A 16,336-nucleotide genomic window follows, 5' to 3' on the forward strand; every position below is an offset into this window, starting at 1 on the left:
CTCCGGCCTCAGATGTCGCCGCGGTCGTCGCGGTCCGGCGAGGGCGCCACCAGCCCCTGGTACCGGAAGAACTTCATCACCGCGATCATGCCGATGAAGTTGATGAGGGCGTAGGCGAGCGCGATGTCGCCCCATTCCGGCCGCTCGGTCAGGAAGCCGAGGACGGAGATCAGCAGCACGGTCTTGGTGCCGATCATGTTGGCGGCCAGGATGCGGTCCCACACGCTCGGCCCCATGAAGGCGCGCGCCAGGGCGAGCGCCATGGTCACCAGGATGGCGGCAGTGGCGGCGGCGAACATCATGCGGCGGGGCCCTCCAGCCGGGTGACGCGGCGGTCCATCTCCGGGTCGTCGAAGCTCTCGGCACCGTCGCGGGTCAGGGCGTGGACCAGGATTTCCTCGTCGGCCATGTGGACCGAGATGGTGCCCGGCGTCAGGGTGATGGAGTTGGCATAGATCACCCGCCCCATGTCGGTCGCCTGGCTGGCACGCACCGGGCGCACGGTCGGCGAGATGGGCAGCCGCGGATTGAGGATGATGCCGGCGACCGTCAGGTTGCTCTTGACGATTTCCTTCATCAGCCACGGCCAGTAGGTCAGGCCGCGCAACTGCATGCGGATGGGGAAGGATTCGTGATCGATGGCATCCATGCGGTGCAGGATCCACACGATGACCACGCACGACGCCACCCCCAGGCCGAGCAGCAGGGGCAGGAAGTACCCCGACAGCAGAAGCCAGAGGGCGAACAGGGCTAACCCGAGGCCGGCGGCGTGAACCACGAGCAAACTCCGGAAAATGCGGCAGGCAGCGCCCACGGGTGCGGGCGACGGGATGGGGGAAAATAGAACCCTTGGGCTCGTTCATCCAAGCGAAAAGATTGACCGCCGCAGCGGCGCCGCGCAACGTCCTGTCCCGGCGGACGCGCGCGGCGCAATGACTCGCCGCATTTCCGCCGGTTTCGCACCAGCGGAGCGCGGCGGGAGGCAGGCTATTCGCGCGGCAGTTCCACCGCGTAGCGGCTCAGCTCCGGCTGGGCGGCGATCAGGCCCTGGGCCTGGAGGAAGGCGGCGAAGCGGCGATAGCGGGCGGAGTCGAGCGCCGCCGGGGTAAGGTCGAAGCGGGGCAGGGTGTCGGCCCAGGCGCGGCGGTTCAGCTCGTCATTGAGGTCGGGGTAGGCCTTGATGAACAGCTGCCAGCTTTCTTCAGGATGGTTCAGCAGGTAGTGGGTGCCCTGTTCCACCGCGTCGAGGAATCGGGGCAGGCGCGGGTCGGCGATGCGCTCCGCATTGGCCAGCAGCACCAGCTCGTCATAGGGCGGCACGCCGTGTTCTTCGGGGTAGAAGGCGACGCCGGTGTGGCCCTCGATGGACAGCTGGTTCAGTTCGAAGTTGCGGAAGGCGCCGATCACCGCGTCCACCTGACCCGACAGCAGGGCCGGGGACAGGGCGAAGTTCACGTTCACCAGCTCCACGTCCTTCAGGCCGAGGCCGGCCGAGGCGAGCATGGCGCCGAGCAGCGCGTCCTCGAACCCGCCGACGGAGAAGCCGACCTTCTTGCCCTTCAGGTCCGCCAGGCTGTCGATGCCGCTCTCCTGCAGGGTCACCAGCGAGTTGAGGGGCGTCGCCACCAGAGTGCCGATGCGCTTCAGCGGCAGCCCTTCCGCCGCCTGCAAGTGCAGTTGCGGCTGATAGCCGACGGCGATGTCGGCGCGGCCGGCGGCCACCAGTTTGGGCGGATCGTTGGGGTCGGCGGGCGCCACCAGATCGACCTCCAGGCCGCGCTCGGCGAAGAAGCCCTTCTGCTGCGCCACCACCAGCGGCGCGTGGTCGGGGTTCACGAACCAGTCGAGCAGCACCGTCAGCTTGTCGGCGGCGGCGGCCGGCGCGGCGGCGGCAAGGCCGAGGCCGGCGGCCGCGACGGCGGCGCAGGCGAGGCGGGACAGGCGGCGGGTCAGCATCAATGTCTCCTTCCTGGTCAAGGGGGTGTGAGGCGTCTCTGGGGTCAGGGCTGGCGCTGGTCGTCGGGCACCCAGGGCAGGGCCCGGCGCAGGGCGGCATCGACCAGCGCGTAAAGGGTGATGGAAAAGGCCGCCAGCACCAGCAGGGCGGCGAACATCAGCGGCACCTGCATGCGGGCGTTGGCGTGCAGCATCAGGTAGCCGAGCCCGGCCGAGGAGCCCACCCACTCCCCCACCACGGCGCCGATGGGCGCCACCGCCGTCGCCACCCGCAGGCCGGAGGCGAAGGCGGGCAGGGCGGCCGGCAGGCGGATGCGCCACAGCACCGCCCAGCGGCCGCCGCCCATGACGCGGGCGAGGTCCAGCCAGCCGATATCGGTGCGGCGCAGGCCGTCGAAGAAGGCGGCGGTGACGGGGAAGTAGATGATCAGCATGGCCATGGCGACCTTGCTGCCGAGGCCGTAGCCGAGCCACAGCACCAGCAGCGGCGCGATGGCGAAGACGGGGATCGCCTGGCTGACCACCAGCACCGGCATCAGCCACTGCCGCACCGGCCGGAACAGGGCCAGCAGCAGCGCCGTGCCGACGCCGAGCAGGCAGCCGAGGGCAAGGCCGAGCACGATCTCCAGCGCCGTCACCCCGGCATGGCCGATGATGGTGTCCCAGCGCTCCACCAGGGTGGTGACGGTCTGCCACGGCGACGGCAGCAGATAGCTGCGTCCGCCCGCCGCCAGATGGCCGAGGTGCCACAGACCGGCGAGGCCGGCGACGGTGACTGTGGTGCGGGCGAGGCGGGCGGGCAGGCTCATGGCGCGGCCTCCGCCTCCGCTCCGGCGGCGGCGGTCAGGCGGGCGAGCAGCTCCGCCTGCAGGGCCAGCAGCTGCGGGTCGTCCACCGGCCGCGGCGTCGGCCCCGGCGGCTCCAGCGGCGCATCGAGGCGGGCCGGGCGGCCGGACAGAACGTGGATGCGGTCGCCGAGGCGCAGCGCCTCCAGCGGGTCGTGGGTGACCAGCAGCACCGTGCGGCCGCGCAGCAGGTCGGCGGCCAGCGCCTGCAGCCGCAGGCGGATGACGGCATCCAGGGCGGAGAACGGCTCGTCCATCAGGATCACGGGCCGGTCTTCCATCAGCGTCCGCACCAGCGCCACCCGCTGCCGCATGCCGCCGGACAGCTCTGCCGGCCGCTTGACCGCCGCTGCCGCCAGGCCGACCGCCTCCAGCAGCGCCAGGGCGCGGGCGCGGTCCGGCCGGTCGCCGCGCAGCCGGGCGCCAAGCAGGGCGTTGTCGAGAACGGACAGCCACGGCAGCAGCAGGTCGGTCTGGGCCATGTAGGCGACCCGCCCGGTCAGCGGCAGGCCGTCGCCGCAGGTGACGCGGCTGTCGGCATGGGCGGGGGCGAGGCCCGCCACCAGACGCAGCAGGGTGGACTTGCCGACCCCGCTCGGGCCGAGCAGGCAGGTCCAGCGGCCGGCGGCCATGGTGAAGTCGAGCGCGTCGAACAGGGCGGTGTCGCGCCACTCCAGCCGGGCGGCGTGGACGTGGACGGCCGGGGCGGCGGCGGATGCCGTCTCAGGGCAGGAGGCGGAGGCGGATGGCCCGGCGGCGGGCCGGAAAGCAGGTGGCGTCATGGCCTGTCTTCACGCGTCCCTACGCCGGTATGACCCGGATCAGGTTCCAGCCGATGCTAGGGGTCGTCTTCCGCGTGAAGACCTCTCAGCCGGATGATGCCGGCTCCCCCCGGTGATGGGCGCGACTATGACGGCGGTCGCGGCGGGGGTCAAGCGGCGGCGGCGGCCGGGCGCAACAAGAAACGCCGCGCAGGCTGCCGCGCGGCGTTTCTCTTCTCGGGTCCGGGACGGGCCGGCAGATGGGCTGACTGGGGCGGCCCGACGCCGGCGGTACCGCCAGCGGGTGAAACTGGTACGGTACCGGGTCGCATCGAACGAAAGCAGGCTGCGAGTCTACTGCAATGCTCGACAAAAGGAGCATAGCAAAGCACCCGCCAAAGTGCCACAGTAAAGCCGCTTGCAGCGCCGTGTCTTTCCTGGGGCAGGCAGTGACGGCCATGAACTACTGTTCAAAAACCCTTCAAATGCCGGTAAAAGATCACCGGCTCTCCCGTACCCGAGGTGCTGTATGCTGAACGTTTTCCGTAGTCTTCTTCTCGCGCTGCTTGTGACGGTATCGGGGTACGCCCATGGCGGGCAGCCGCAGTCGCTGGAGGCGGAGCCGGTGGTGGTGCAGACGCCGCGCGGGCCGGTGACCTTCATGGCCGAAATCGCCGAAACGCCGGAGCAGCGGGCCATCGGCCTCATGTACCGCGACCGCCTGGGCGACGACAGCGCCATGCTGTTCGACTACCACCGGCCGCAGCCGGCCTTCATGTGGATGAAGAACACCCTCATCCCCCTCGACATGCTGTTCATCGCCGCCGACGGCGTGGTGCTGCACATCGAGGCCGACGCCCAGCCCGGCGACCTGCGCCCGCGCGGCACCATGGAGCCGGTGCGCGGCGTGCTGGAGGTGGCGGCGGGCACGGTGGACCGCCTGGGCATCCGGCCGGGGATGATCGTTCACCACCGCATCTTCGGCAACGAACTGCCGCCCGGCAGCGGCGGGTGACGGCGGCACCGCTGCCGGGCCGCCGCGTCACTTCGCGAACAGCTGGTCCATGTCCTTGAAGGTCTTGAACTCCAGCGCATTGCCGAAGGGATCGTAGAAGAACATGGTGCCCTGCTCGCCGACCTGCCCCTTGAAGCGGATGTAGGGCTCGATCACGAAGCTGATGCCGGCTTCCTTCACGCGGGCGGCCAGGGCTTCCCACTCGGCCCACGGCAGCACGACGCCGAAGTGCGGCACCGGCACGTCATGGCCGTCGACCGGATTGTGGTGCTTGCGGCTGACCTCGCCGGCGGTGTGGGCGACGATCTGGTGGCCGTAGAGGCTGAAGTCGATCCATTCATCGCTGGAGCGACCCTCCGGGCAGCCCAGGATTTCGCCGTAGAAGCGGCGCGCCTCGGTCAGGTCGGTGACGGGGAAGGCGAGGTGGAACGGGGTGATGGCGGTCATCGGCGTCCTTCAACGCTGGGGGAGCAATGCCCCAGTGTGACAGTCGGACGCGGCCGCCGCCAAGGGCCACTGTGGCCCCGGCGACGCTGCGCCGCGCCGCCACTGCCGACGAAGGGCAATGGCGGGCGCGGCAGGCATCGTCACCAGCTGCGGACGCGGCCGGTATCGACGTGGACGAAGCCGCTCTTGGGATAGAAGCCGACGCCGCCGCGCTGCAGGCCGATGGCCGCGTCGCGCAGGTGCTTCAGGCCGGCGCCGTCCATGGAGATGTCGATGGCCATGCCGTCCATGTGCAGGCTGCGCTTGGCAACCCCGCCGGAGGCCGAGGCCAGCATGGCGTTGGTCTTCGGCGAGCGGTAGCCGGAGATGATGTTGAACGTCCCCTTGGGCTTGTCCACCGCGCGGGAGAGGTCCACGAGAATATCGAACAGGGCAGGGTCGATTTCGTGGACATCGCCGGTGCGGTGGTCGCGCAGGATGCGGTTCATCTCGCTCAGCGCGTCGGGCAGGTAGGTGCCCTTTTCCCGGTAGGTCACATCCAGCGTTTCGCCGGTATGCAGATTGTTGAAGCGGAGGCGTCCGGGACTGGACGGGATGCGGGGGATGGCGGCGGAAGCTGGGCCGGTGGCGGTGACGAACGTGGCGGCGGCGGCGAGGCCGGCCAGGCCCGTGAGCACGGCGCGGCGGCTCAGGGCCGATCCGCCCGAACGGGCGGCGGTCCAGGGTCGGAGCATCGTTCCCTCACTCTCTGAATCTCTCTCGAAGCACGGGGCCGGATATTAAGGTTTCCGACCTCCGCTGGCGCCCATGGTAGGTGCGAGAGACTCTCGGGATCAAGAAAAACAATGCCTCCCCGAGGGCAGATTTCAGCCCTTTTTTCAGCGGGCGCCGATCTCCTGCGGCTTCAGCGCGATCAACTTCCTGCCGCCTTCCCGCATCCGTTGCACCACTTCAGGGTCGAGATCGTAAACATCCCGGCGGAACTGGGGCCGTCCGTCCTCCCCCACCCAGGCGGTGTGATAGACCATGCGCACGGGCACGTTCTGGGGCAGGCGGATGGTCATGGTGCGGCCGGTGGCGAGCTGCTGGCGGGCCCGTTCGGCCACCGGGCCGGCGACGAATCCGAGCAGCGCGTCGTAATCCTCCACCCGCACGCAGCCATGGCTGAAGGCGCGGTGCGGCCGGTTGAACAGGCTCTTCGACGGGGTGTCGTGCAGGTAGATGGCGAAGTCGTTGTTGAGAGAGAAGCGCACCAGGCCGAGGGCATTGCCCGGCCCCGCCCGTTCGACGAAGCGGTAGGACAGCCGGCTGGCGCTCATGGCGTGCCAGTCCACCGCCCACGGGTCGATGCGCGCGGCGTCGTGGCTCCAGCCGGCGAAGATGTCCATGTTGCGGCCCTGGGTGTAGCCGGGGTCGCGCCGCAGCTTGGGCAGCAGCTCGTTGCGGGCGATGGACAGCGGCACCGTCCAGGTCGGGTTCAGCACCACGTTGTCCATGTAGTCGGTGAACAGCGGCGTGCGGTTCTCGTCGGTGCCGACCACCACCGTCATGGTCAGGGCCGGGCTGCCGCTGTCATAGCCGACAAGGCGGTAGTCGGGGACGTTGACCTCGATGAACTTACCGGCGGCGGGCGGCGGCGGGTCCCACCGCAGGCGCTCCATGGTGGCCACCACCTGCCGGATGCGGTCGTCGATGGGGACGTTGAGGGTGCGCACGGTGTCGCGGCCGAGGATGCCGTCAACGGTGATGCCGTGGCGGGCCTGGAAGCGCTTCACCGCCTCCACCAGCAGCCGGTCGTAGACCTCCGGCCGCAGCCGGTCCTGCACCACGGCGGCATCCAGGTCGCCGTGCAGCATGAGCGACGCCTGCACCGACGACAGCCGCGGGTCGCGCTCGCCTTCCCGCACGCTGGGACCGTCGGGGATCACCGGCCAGCCGCCGGTCGCGTCGCGCTGCCGGCGCAGCTCCGCCAGCAGGTCCTTCAGCCGGGCATAGGCGGGGTCGGCCGGCTGCACCGCCGCCAGGGCCGCCGCCGGGTCGGGATCGGCCAGCACCTGGGCGAGGCGCAGCGCCGCCGTCGCTTCCTCCGGCGGCTCGCCGTGGGGGTAGCGGTGGTCCGGCCGGTCCTTGGGCGGAATGCGGCCGGAGGTGACGTCGCGCACGTAATGCAGCAGCGCCTCGGTCAGCGTCACGTCCAGCGCGTCGGAGGGCGGCGCCGCCAGCATCTCCGCCGGCGGCTGCGGCAGGTAGTGGGCGGGGTCGAGCCCATGGTCGCCCGCCTGCGCCATCACCGCCAGCATCCCGGCGGCGGCCGGCACCCACTGGCCGCCGTCGTGCCACACCGGCGAATCCAGGCGGGCCTGATAGAAGCTGCGCACCGCCGGATCGGCCTGCGGCAGCGCCAGAGTGACGGCGCCGGCGTTGGGGGAGGTCAGCGGCGTCTCCACCGGCAGCACCGCATCGGGGCGGCTGGTCTCGGCGGCGAGGGGGCCGAACGGCAGGGCGAGGGCTGCGGCAGCAAGGCCGAGGCGGATGAGGCGGATGTGGCGTGGCATGGTGGCACCTCCCTGCGTTGCGGGTAGGCATTAAACGAACGGGTAGGGCCGCAGGGTTTCCAATTATGCCAGAAATTGACCGCAAATCCACGTGAGACCAAGCACTTCGTCCAGGCGTTGACGATCCAGGTCCAATTGCACGTCATCCGGAAGATCGCCGTGCCGCCGTCTCCGCCGCCGTCATCCGCCCCGCCGGACCCACCGCTGGACGATCTGCCGCTGCCCGACTGGCAGGCCTGGGTAGAGACGGCGCGCGAGGGCGTGGAATGGGTGCGGCTTTATGTCTTCATCGCCCCGGTGGCGGCGCAGGTGGTGCTGGCGGTGCTGCTGTGGCTGCTGGCCACCGTGCTGGCCGCCCGGCTGCGGCCACTGGCGCAGCGCTGGGTGGTGCGGCTCAAGACCGTGCGGCCGGTGCAGCGGGTGGCATGGACGCTGACCAAGCAGCTTCGCCTCATCCTGTTCGCCGTGCTGGTGAGCCTGGCCGGCCGCGCCATCGTGTTCTACGGCCCGCTGGAATACGCCCGCGTGCTGGGCGTGCTGTCGAGCCTGCTGACGGCGTGGATCGTCATTCGCGTCGCCACCTCCATCCTGCATAACCGCCTTGCCCGCCGGGCCGCCACGGTGGTGGTGTGGACGCTGGCGGCGCTCGACATCACCAACCTTTACGGCCCGACGGTGCGGGTGCTGGATGCCATGGCGCTGCAGGTGGGGCAGGTGCGGCTGTCGGCCTTGCTGGTGGTGCAGGGGGTGCTGTGGCTGGCGGTGCTGCTGTGGCTGGCGACGCTGCTGGTCACCATCACCGACCGCAAGCTGCAGATGCTGGGCGACATCAGCCCGTCCATCCGGGTGCTGATCGGCAAGCTGCTGCGCTTTTCCCTGGTCGGGCTGGCGGTGCTGCTGGCCTTGAACGCCATCGGGGTGGACATGACGGCGCTGGCCATCTTCGGCGGCGGCCTCGGGCTCGGCATCGGCATTGGGCTGCAGCGGGTGGTGGCCAATCTGGTGGCCGGCGTGGTGCTGCTCATGGACCGCAGCGTCAAGCCGGGCGACGTGATCGAGGTCGACGGCACCTTCGGCTGGGTCATCGCCATGCAGGCACGGTTCGTGTCGCTGGTCACCCGCGACCGCAAGGAAATCCTCATCCCCAACGAGGAGTTCATCACCAACCACGTGGTCAACTGGTCGCATACCGACGATCTGGTGCGGCTGCAGGTGGGCTTTGCCGTCTCCTACGACGCCGACCCGCATATGGTGCGGGCGCTGGCGGTGGAGGCGGCGTCGCGGCCGGCGCGGGTGGTGGCGAAGCCGCAGCCGGTCTGCCACCTGAACGCCCTCGGCCACGACGGGCACGAGTTCATCCTGCGGTTCTGGATCTGCGATGCGCCCAACGGCGTCGTCAACGTCACCGGCGAGGTGCTGCTGGCCCTGTGGGACGCGCTCAAGGCCAACGGCATCACCGTGCCCTACCCGCAGCGCGACGTGCACATGCGCCGCACCGTGCACGTGGTGCGCGAACCGCCGCCGCCTGCCGCGCCGTGACACGCGCTGCTCACCGCCGGCGGCCGTCGCCGGGTCTTGCGGCGGCCGGGCGGTGCTGGTAATCGTCGGCCCCGATCAGCGAACCGGCCGAGATCCCGCCGCCCCATGGACCCCGAGATCCTCCGCCGCCTGGACGGGCGGCTTGCCGACCTGGATGCCGCCGGCCGCCGCCGGTCGCTGCGTCCGGTGCGGCCCGTGGTGGTGGAGCCCGGCGGCGGCGCCATGACGGTGGAGCGCGACGGCCGCCGGCTGGTCAACTTCTCCTCCAACGACTACCTCGGCCTCGCCCGCCACCCGGCGCTGATCGCCCGCGCCCAGGCGTGGGCGGCGGAGTGGGGCGTGGGTGCCACCGCCTCGCGCCTCGTCTGCGGCACCTTCGACCTGCATGCCGAGGTGGAAGCGCGGCTGGCGGCCTTCAAGGGCAGCGAGGCGGCGCTGATCCTCAACTCCGGCTTCCAGGCCAACGAGGCGGTGCTGAGCGCCCTGCTGCTGCCGGAACTGGCCGGCTCGGCGCCGCTGGTGTTCGTCGACCGCCTGGCCCACGCCAGCATGCACGAAGGGCTGAAGGCGGCGGGCGTGCGGCAAATCCGCTTCCGTCACAACGACATGCAGCATCTGGCTGACCTTCTGCGCAAGCATGAGGGGGAGCCGGGGCCGCGCTTTATCGTCACTGAAAGCGTGTTCAGCATGGACGGCGACCGCGCCGACCTGCCGACCCTCTGCGACCTGGCGGAGCGGCACGGCTGCTTCCTCTATGTCGACGAGGCCCATGCCACCGGCGTGCTCGGCCCGCAGGGGCGCGGGCTGACGGCGGAGGCGGGCGTGGCCGGCCGCATCGACCTGGTGATGGGCACCTTCGGCAAGGCGCTGGGCGGCTTCGGCGCCTATGTGGCGTGTTCGGCGCGGCTGCGCGACTGGCTGGTCAACCGCTGCGCCGGCTTCATCTACTCCACCGCCCTGCCGCCGCCGGTGCTGGGCGCCATCGACGCCGCCCTGGAGCTGGTGCCGCAGCTGGAGGCGGAGCGGGAGCGTCTGGCCGGTCATGGCGCCCGGGTGCGGGCGGCGCTGGCGGCGCGCGGCCTCGACACCTGCGGCTCGACCACGCAGATCGTGCCGGCGGTGCTGGGGGAGGAGCGGGCAGCCCTGGCCGCCGCCCGGGCGCTGGAAGAGGCCGGCCATCTGGTGGTGGCGATCCGTCCGCCCACCGTGCCGGCCGGCGGCAGCCGCCTGCGCATCGCCCTCTCCGCCGCCCATGGCGAGGCTGAAGTGGCGGCGCTGATCGACGCCCTGACGACCGCGGTGACGGCGCCATGACCCGCACGGTGGCGCTGGTGCATGGCTGGGGTTTCGATGCCTCCCTGTGGGACGGGGTGCGGCCGCTGCTCGGTGACGATGTGGCGGTGACGGCGCTCGACCTCGGGTTCTTCGGCCGGCCGCGGCTGGAGATGCCGCCGGTGGTCGATCTGGCGGTCGGCCATTCGCTCGGCGTGCTGTGGCTGCTGACCGAGGCGCCCGGCCGCTGGCGCCGGCTGGCGGCGGTGAACGGCTTCCCCCGCTTCACGGCGGCGGCGGATTTCCCCCACGCCACCCCGGCACGGGTGGTGGAGCGGATGCAGAGCCGCCTGGCCACCCAGCCGCGCGAGGTGCTTGACGCCTTCCGCGCCCGCTGCGGCGCCGGCCCGGCGGTGGCGGAGCCCGATCCCGCCCGCCTCGCCTGGGGCCTCGACCTCTTGCGCAGCGGCGACGGCCGATCCGCCCTGCCGGCCGATACGGCGGCGCTGGCCGGGGCGGACGATCCCATTGTATCCACCGTCATGACGCAGGCGGCGTTTCCGCTTGCCTCCCTGCGCCCCGGCGGCCATCTGCTGCCCATCACCGATCCGGCGGCCGTCGCCGCCTTCATCCGGGAGGCTCTGCCCGACCATGAGTAGCTGGAAGCAGCGGGTGGCCGCCCGCTTCGATGCCGCCGCCGACACCTATGACGCCGCCGCCCGCGTCCAACGCATGGTGGCCGACGATCTGGCCGTGCGCATCTCCGGCCTGCCCCTGCCGCCGGGCGCGCGGGTGCTGGAGGTGGGCTGCGGCACCGGCTTCCTCACCGCCTCGCTGGTCGACCGTCTGCAGGAACCGCGCGTGCTGGCCACCGACATCGCCCCCGGCATGGTCGCCGCCTGCGCGGCGCGCGGACTGCCCGGCGTCTCCACCCACGTCATGGACGGCGAGCACCCGGACGCCCCGGCCGACCGCTTCGACCTCGTCTGCACCAGTCTGGCGGCGCAGTGGTTCGACGATCTGGCCGGCGCCCTCGACCGCCTGTTCGCCTGCGTCCGGCCGGGCGGCTGGATGGCGGTCGCCACCCTTGGCCGCGACACCTTCCGCGAATGGCATGCCGCCTGCCGCAGCGCCGACGTGGCGCCCTACGAGCGGCCTTATCCCGATGCCGCCCGACTGGCCGCCATGATGGGGCCGGGCAGCAGCGTCGAGGAGCTGTCGCCGGTGATCGCCAGCGCCTCCGGCCATGCCTTCCTGCGCGACCTCAAGGCCATCGGCGCCCATACCCGCGCCGCCGATCAGGCACCGCTGTCGGCCGGCCAGCTGCGGCGGGTGCTGCGGCAGTTGGAACAGCCCGACGGGCAGGTCTACATGACTTACCACGTCCTCTTCGCCCTCCGCCGGAAGCCGCTGTAATGAAAGGGATTTTCGTCACCGGCACGGATACCGACGTCGGCAAGACGGTGGCCGCCGCCGCCCTGGTGCGGGCGCTGGATGGCGACTACTGGAAGCCGGTGCAGAGCGGCACCGCCGACCTGCCGGAAGGGGACGCCGGCACCGTCGCCGCCCTGGCGGACCTGCCGCCCGACCGCATCGTGCCGACGGTGTTCGCGTACCGCGCGCCACTCAGCCCCGATCAGGCGGCGGCGGAGGAAGGGGCGGTGCTCGACCTCGCGACGCTGCGCCTGCCGCCGCGTGCGCGGCCGGTGGTGGTGGAGGGAGCGGGCGGCCTGCTGGTGCCGCTGACCGCCACCGAGACCATAGCCGACCTGATGGCGCGGCTGGCCCTGCCGGTGGTGGTGGTGGCGCGTTCCGGCCTCGGCACCATCAACCACACGCTGCTGACCCTGGAGGCCCTGGCCCGCCGCGACCTGCCGTGCGCCGGCATCATCCTGATGGGACCGCCCAACCCGCGCAACCGCGACGCCATCATCCGCTTCGGCGGCGCCACCATCCTGGGCGAATTGCCGCATGTGACGCCGCTTACCCCGGCCGCCGTCGCCGATCTCGCCCGCCGCCTCACCCTGGAGCCGCTCCGCCGATGACCCGCGACGAGCTTCTGCGCCTCGACCGCGCCCACGTCTGGCACCCCTTCACCCAGGCCCACACGGCGCCGGAGCCGCTGGTGGTGCGCCGGGCGCACGGGGCGGTGCTGGAGGACATGGACGGGCGGCAGGTGCTCGACCTGATTTCCTCGTGGTGGGTGAACCTGCACGGCCACGCCCACCCGGCGCTGGTGGACGCCATCGCCACCCAGGCGGCGCGGCTGGAGCAGGTGATCTTCGCCGGCACCACCCACGAGCCGGCGGTGCGGCTGGCGTCGCGGCTGGCGGGGCTGCTGCCGGGCGGGCTCGACCGGGTGTTCTTCTCCGACAATGGGTCGACGGCGGTCGAAGTGGCGATGAAGATCGCCCTGCAGTACTGCGGCAACCGCGGCGACGGGCAGCGCAACCGCTTCCTCGCCTTCGACGGCGGCTATCACGGCGATACCGTCGGCGCCATGTCGGCCGGGGTGTCGAGCCGCTTCTTCACCGCCTGGCAGGAGATGCTGTTCCCGGTGGACATCCTGCCGGTCGCCGCCACCTGGCAGGGCGATGCGGCGGTGGAGGCGCGCGAGGCGGAGGCGCTGGCCGCCCTAGACCGCCATCTGGCCGAGCACGGCGCCACCACCATCGCCGCCCTGATCGAGCCGCTGGTGCAAGGCGCCTGCGGCATGCGCATGCATCGGCCGCAGTTCCTGCGCGGCGTGGTGGAGCGCCTGCGCGCCCAGGGCGTGCTGGTGATCTTCGACGAGGTGATGACCGGCTTCGGCCGCACCGGTGATCTGTTCGCCTGCCTCGGCGCCGGCGTGGAGCCGGATTTCGTCTGCCTGTCCAAGGGTCTGACCGGCGGCTTCCTGCCCATGGCGGTGACCGTCACCACCACCGCCATCCATGACGCCTTCCTGGACGAGCGCGTCGACCGCGCCTTCCTGCACGGCCATTCCTTCACCGCCAATCCGCTCGGCTGTGCGGCGGCGCTGGCGAGCCTCGACCTGCTGCTGGATGATGCCTGCACCGCCGCCCGCGCCCGCATCGGCGCCATCCATGCCGACCGTCTGGCGGCGCTGGCGGACCATCCGCTGGTGCGGCGGCCGCGCCTGCAGGGCACCATCGCGGCGCTGGACGTGGAGGTGCCGGGCGGCGACAGCGGCTATGCCGCCGCCGTCGGCCCGCGCCTGCGGCAGAGCTTCGGGCGCGACGGGCTGCTGATCCGGCCGCTCGGCAACGTCGTCTACCTGCTGCCGCCCTACTGCCTGAGCGACGATCAGCTGCACCGCGCCTGGGACGGCATCGCCCGCGCGCTCGACGATCTGGCCGCCGCCGGCGACGGCCTGACTTCCCCCACCTCTCAACCCCTCGGAGTGCCCTGACCATGACCGACGCCGCCGCGCTCGACCGCGCCGCGCCCGCCGCCTCCTCGTCCTGCTGCGGTCCCGCCGCCGGCACGGGCGAAGCCGACGCCGCCCGCTGGAGCCGGGAGGGCATCCTCGCCCTGTTCGAGCTGCCGTTCATGGACCTGCTGGCCAAGGCGCACGAGGTTCACCGCCGCAACTTCGACGCCAACCGCATCCAGCTGTCGACGCTGATCAACATCAAGACCGGCGGCTGCGCGGAAAACTGCAAGTACTGCTCGCAGTCGTCGGAATACTCCACCGGCGTCAAGGCCTCCAAGCTGATGCTGAAGCAGGAGATCCTGTCCAAGGCGGAAGTCGCCAAGTCAGCCGGGGCAGGGCGGTTCTGCATGGGTGCGGCGTGGCGCGAGCTGAAGGACCGCGACCTCGACGCCCTGTGCGAGATCGTCTCCGACGTCAAGGGCCTCGGCCTGCAGACCTGCATGACCCTCGGCATGCTGACGCCGACCCAGGCGGCGCGGCTGAAGGAGGCGGGGCTTGATTACTACAACCACAACCTCGACACCTCGCCCGAGTATTACGAGGAGGTGGTCACCACCCGCACCTTCCAGGACCGCCTGGACACCATCGCCAACGTCCGCGCCGTCGGCATGAACGTCTGTTCCGGCGGCATCATCGGCATGGGCGAGAGCCGCAGCGACCGCGCCGGCCTGATCGAGGCGCTGGCGAACCTGGAGCCTTATCCCGAAAGCGTGCCCATCAACATGCTGGTGCCCATCGCCGGCACGCCGCTCGGCAATCAGGGGGCGCAGCTGGACGTTCTGGAGTGGGTGCGCACCATCGCCGTCGCCCGCATCTGCATGCCGAAGGCGCGGGTGCGGCTGTCGGCCGGCCGTGGCGGCCTGTCGGACGAGGCACAGGCGCTGGCCTTCTTCGCCGGTGCCAACTCCATCTTCTACGGCGACCGTCTGCTGACGACGGAAAACCCGGAAGAGAACCGCGACCTGGCGCTGATGGCCAAGCTCGGCATGCAGCCGGAGCGTCAGTGACCTGACGGCAGCGCGGCCCGGCCCTCCCATTCGGGGCCGGGCCGCTGCGCCTCAGTGTTCCTCGTTCTTCGAGCGGTCCACGAACTTGTGGAAGCGGCTCGGTTCGTCGCTGCTCTTGGTGGTTTCCTGGTAGAGGAAGGCAAGGCCGCGGTCTTCGAAGGTCTTGAAGAAGGCCTCCCACTCCACTTCCTCCAGGCCGCCCTTCTCGGCTTCCTCGCTGAACAGGATGCGCAGGATGCCGGCATCCTTGCCGTGGTGGGTTTCGGCCACCGCCGCCGGCTTGCCGCCGCGGCTTTCCGCCCATTTGCGGATGGTGTCGTGATCGGTGGTGACGTGCGAGCCGTGATCCTGACTCATGGTGTCCTCCGGTTGTCGGTCCAGTACCGTCGCCGGAGAAACGCGGGAGCGGGCGCAAGGATCGGTCCGGCGCCCTCGTGTCTTTCCGTCAGCGGAACGGTCGCCGGCCCGGTACCAGGGCGGCCAGGGCGATCAGCGCGGCGATGGCGACGGCGCCGATGACGACGAAATCCACCGCCGCCGACTTCCACGCCTGTTCCACCATCTCGCGGTCGAAGCTCACCACCGCATGCACCGGCCACTGCGGCAGGCGCTGCACGGTGATGAGGGCCTCCGCCGTCTCCAGCGGCTGGGTCAGGCGGCCGGAGGTGACGGTGGTCAGGATGGGCTCCGGCACGTGCTGGATGTCCACCACCTCGCCGCCCGGCTCGCGCACGATCACGGCGCCATCCCGCTGGCGGACCAGCTGGAGCGTCGGGTTGTAGGGCAGGCGGAAGGTTTCCAGGAAGGACTGGAAGTAGTCGCTGCGGAGCGACACGGCGACCACCCCCAGCAAGGTGCCGTCAGGCCCGTGCCACGGGCGGCTGACGAAGAACACCGGCCGCTTCGCCAGCGGGCCGAAGATAGGGCGGCTGACCAGGCTTTCCTCGCGCGCCCCCGCCGGCCGATTGAGGTGGCCGGTGACGTAGTCGCGGTCGAGCACGTTCAGGGGCGGCGGCGGGAAGTCGAGGGTGGTGAGGCGGACATTGCCCTCGGTATCCACCAGGGTGACGGCGCTGACGTAGGGAAAGCGGCTGACGGTGGCCGACAGCGTCTGCCACAGGGCGCGGTCGGCGCTGATGTCTTCCAACGACCGGCCCGACACCCGCCCGACGGTGTCGATGGCCAGGTACTCGGCCAGATCGAACAGGCGGGCGGAGTTCTGCGCCAGCAGGTTGGCGGCGATCAGCCCCTGCGACCGGGCGGCGGCAAAGGTGTTGTCGCGGACGTAGGTGACATGGCCGACGACGCCCAGGATGACGACGGCAACGGCGAAGATGGCCAGCCAGCGCTTGACGGCGAAGCGCGGCTCCTCGTCCGGCATGTCGAAGGCGTAGACGTTGCGCTCGCGCGCCGTATCCCCTGCTGCTTTCCTGAAGCGTAGCATTCTGCCTGTTCACCCTCCCGCAGCCGCCAAGCAGCTGATCCGACACGGAACGCGGATCC

18 protein-coding genes are annotated in these 16,336 nt (G+C 71.0%); 8 read left to right on the forward strand and 10 right to left on the reverse strand.

Annotated elements, in window-relative coordinates; translation table 11 throughout:
* Positions 1 to 8: 8 nt before the first annotated feature.
* From ABD056_RS01675 to ABD056_RS01695, 5 genes are all read right to left on the reverse strand, one after another.
* The gene (locus ABD056_RS01675; RefSeq protein WP_343863780.1) at positions 9 to 302 is read right to left on the reverse strand and encodes an MrpF/PhaF family protein; all 294 of its coding nucleotides are present in this window, start codon (positions 300 to 302) and stop codon (positions 9 to 11) included.
* Positions 299 to 778 carry a Na+/H+ antiporter subunit E gene (locus ABD056_RS01680; protein WP_343863782.1) on the reverse strand — a complete coding sequence of 160 codons (480 nt, stop codon included), beginning with the start codon at positions 776 to 778 and terminating at the stop codon, positions 299 to 301. The genes ABD056_RS01675 and ABD056_RS01680 overlap by 4 nt, the downstream gene beginning before the upstream one ends.
* A 209-nt stretch (positions 779 to 987) precedes the next feature.
* Entirely contained in the window at positions 988 to 1,956 is a 969-nt protein-coding gene (locus ABD056_RS01685; RefSeq protein WP_343863784.1) for an ABC transporter substrate-binding protein, read from the reverse strand.
* Between the two features lie 44 nt (positions 1,957 to 2,000).
* The gene (locus ABD056_RS01690) at positions 2,001 to 2,765 is read right to left on the reverse strand and encodes an ABC transporter permease (RefSeq protein ID WP_343863786.1); all 765 of its coding nucleotides are present in this window, start codon (positions 2,763 to 2,765) and stop codon (positions 2,001 to 2,003) included.
* Positions 2,762 to 3,583, reverse strand: a complete 822-nt coding sequence (locus ABD056_RS01695) for an ABC transporter ATP-binding protein (RefSeq protein WP_343863788.1) — start codon at positions 3,581 to 3,583, stop codon at positions 2,762 to 2,764. Before ABD056_RS01695 ends, ABD056_RS01690 begins: the two co-directional genes overlap by 4 nt.
* A 508-nt stretch (positions 3,584 to 4,091) precedes the next feature.
* Here ABD056_RS01695 and ABD056_RS01700 point away from each other — a divergent pair.
* Positions 4,092 to 4,577: a DUF192 domain-containing protein gene (locus ABD056_RS01700; RefSeq protein ID WP_343863790.1), complete on the forward strand. Its 486-nt coding sequence runs from the start codon at positions 4,092 to 4,094 to the stop codon at positions 4,575 to 4,577.
* A 27-nt stretch (positions 4,578 to 4,604) separates the two neighbouring features.
* Here the strand turns inward: ABD056_RS01700 and ABD056_RS01705 are convergent, their stop codons facing one another.
* The 3 genes from ABD056_RS01705 to ABD056_RS01715 all read right to left on the reverse strand — a co-directional run bounded on the left by ABD056_RS01705 (position 4,605) and on the right by ABD056_RS01715 (position 7,579).
* The gene (locus ABD056_RS01705; protein ID WP_343863792.1) at positions 4,605 to 5,024 is read right to left on the reverse strand and encodes a VOC family protein; all 420 of its coding nucleotides are present in this window, start codon (positions 5,022 to 5,024) and stop codon (positions 4,605 to 4,607) included.
* A gap of 140 nt (positions 5,025 to 5,164) precedes the next feature.
* Complete coding sequence (gene mepK, locus ABD056_RS01710; RefSeq protein WP_343863793.1) at positions 5,165 to 5,758, reverse strand: peptidoglycan L,D-endopeptidase MepK; 594 nt, start codon at positions 5,756 to 5,758, stop codon at positions 5,165 to 5,167.
* A gap of 144 nt (positions 5,759 to 5,902) precedes the next feature.
* Positions 5,903 to 7,579, reverse strand: coding sequence for a L,D-transpeptidase family protein (locus ABD056_RS01715; RefSeq protein ID WP_343863795.1), 1,677 nt, complete (start codon positions 7,577 to 7,579; stop codon positions 5,903 to 5,905).
* 159 nt (positions 7,580 to 7,738) lie between these two features.
* Here ABD056_RS01715 and ABD056_RS01720 point away from each other — a divergent pair, with 159 nt between their 5' ends.
* The 7 genes from ABD056_RS01720 to bioB all read left to right on the forward strand — a co-directional run bounded on the left by ABD056_RS01720 (position 7,739) and on the right by bioB (position 14,833).
* The gene (locus tag ABD056_RS01720) at positions 7,739 to 9,118 is read left to right on the forward strand and encodes a mechanosensitive ion channel family protein (protein WP_343863797.1); all 1,380 of its coding nucleotides are present in this window, start codon (positions 7,739 to 7,741) and stop codon (positions 9,116 to 9,118) included.
* Between the two features lie 105 nt (positions 9,119 to 9,223).
* Positions 9,224 to 10,432: an 8-amino-7-oxononanoate synthase gene (bioF, locus tag ABD056_RS01725; protein WP_343863798.1), complete on the forward strand. Its 1,209-nt coding sequence runs from the start codon at positions 9,224 to 9,226 to the stop codon at positions 10,430 to 10,432.
* Entirely contained in the window at positions 10,429 to 11,049 is a 621-nt protein-coding gene (locus ABD056_RS01730; RefSeq protein ID WP_343863799.1) for an alpha/beta fold hydrolase, read from the forward strand. Before bioF ends, ABD056_RS01730 begins: the two co-directional genes overlap by 4 nt.
* Positions 11,042 to 11,806 (forward strand): methyltransferase domain-containing protein, encoded by a 765-nt coding sequence (locus ABD056_RS01735; RefSeq protein WP_343863801.1) that lies wholly within the window; start codon positions 11,042 to 11,044, stop codon positions 11,804 to 11,806. The genes ABD056_RS01730 and ABD056_RS01735 overlap by 8 nt, the downstream gene beginning before the upstream one ends.
* A complete protein-coding gene (bioD, locus tag ABD056_RS01740) occupies positions 11,806 to 12,435 on the forward strand; it encodes a dethiobiotin synthase (RefSeq protein WP_343863803.1) in 630 nt (209 codons plus the stop codon). Before ABD056_RS01735 ends, bioD begins: the two co-directional genes overlap by 1 nt.
* The gene (gene bioA, locus ABD056_RS01745; protein ID WP_343863805.1) at positions 12,432 to 13,802 is read left to right on the forward strand and encodes an adenosylmethionine--8-amino-7-oxononanoate transaminase; all 1,371 of its coding nucleotides are present in this window, start codon (positions 12,432 to 12,434) and stop codon (positions 13,800 to 13,802) included. The genes bioD and bioA overlap by 4 nt, the downstream gene beginning before the upstream one ends.
* Positions 13,803 to 13,804: 2 nt before the next feature.
* The gene (gene bioB, locus ABD056_RS01750) at positions 13,805 to 14,833 is read left to right on the forward strand and encodes a biotin synthase BioB (protein ID WP_343863807.1); all 1,029 of its coding nucleotides are present in this window, start codon (positions 13,805 to 13,807) and stop codon (positions 14,831 to 14,833) included.
* A gap of 51 nt (positions 14,834 to 14,884) precedes the next feature.
* Here bioB and ABD056_RS01755 read toward each other — a convergent pair whose 3' ends face one another.
* Positions 14,885 to 15,190, reverse strand: coding sequence for a hypothetical protein (locus ABD056_RS01755; protein ID WP_343863809.1), 306 nt, complete (start codon positions 15,188 to 15,190; stop codon positions 14,885 to 14,887).
* 88 nt (positions 15,191 to 15,278) lie between these two features.
* Positions 15,279 to 16,277: a PDC sensor domain-containing protein gene (locus ABD056_RS01760; RefSeq protein WP_343863811.1), complete on the reverse strand. Its 999-nt coding sequence runs from the start codon at positions 16,275 to 16,277 to the stop codon at positions 15,279 to 15,281.
* Between the last annotated feature and the right edge of the window lie 59 nt (positions 16,278 to 16,336).

The sequence above is a fragment of the Caenispirillum bisanense genome (genome assembly GCF_039523075.1).
Classification (GTDB): Bacteria; Pseudomonadota; Alphaproteobacteria; order Rhodospirillales; family Rhodospirillaceae; genus Caenispirillum; species Caenispirillum bisanense.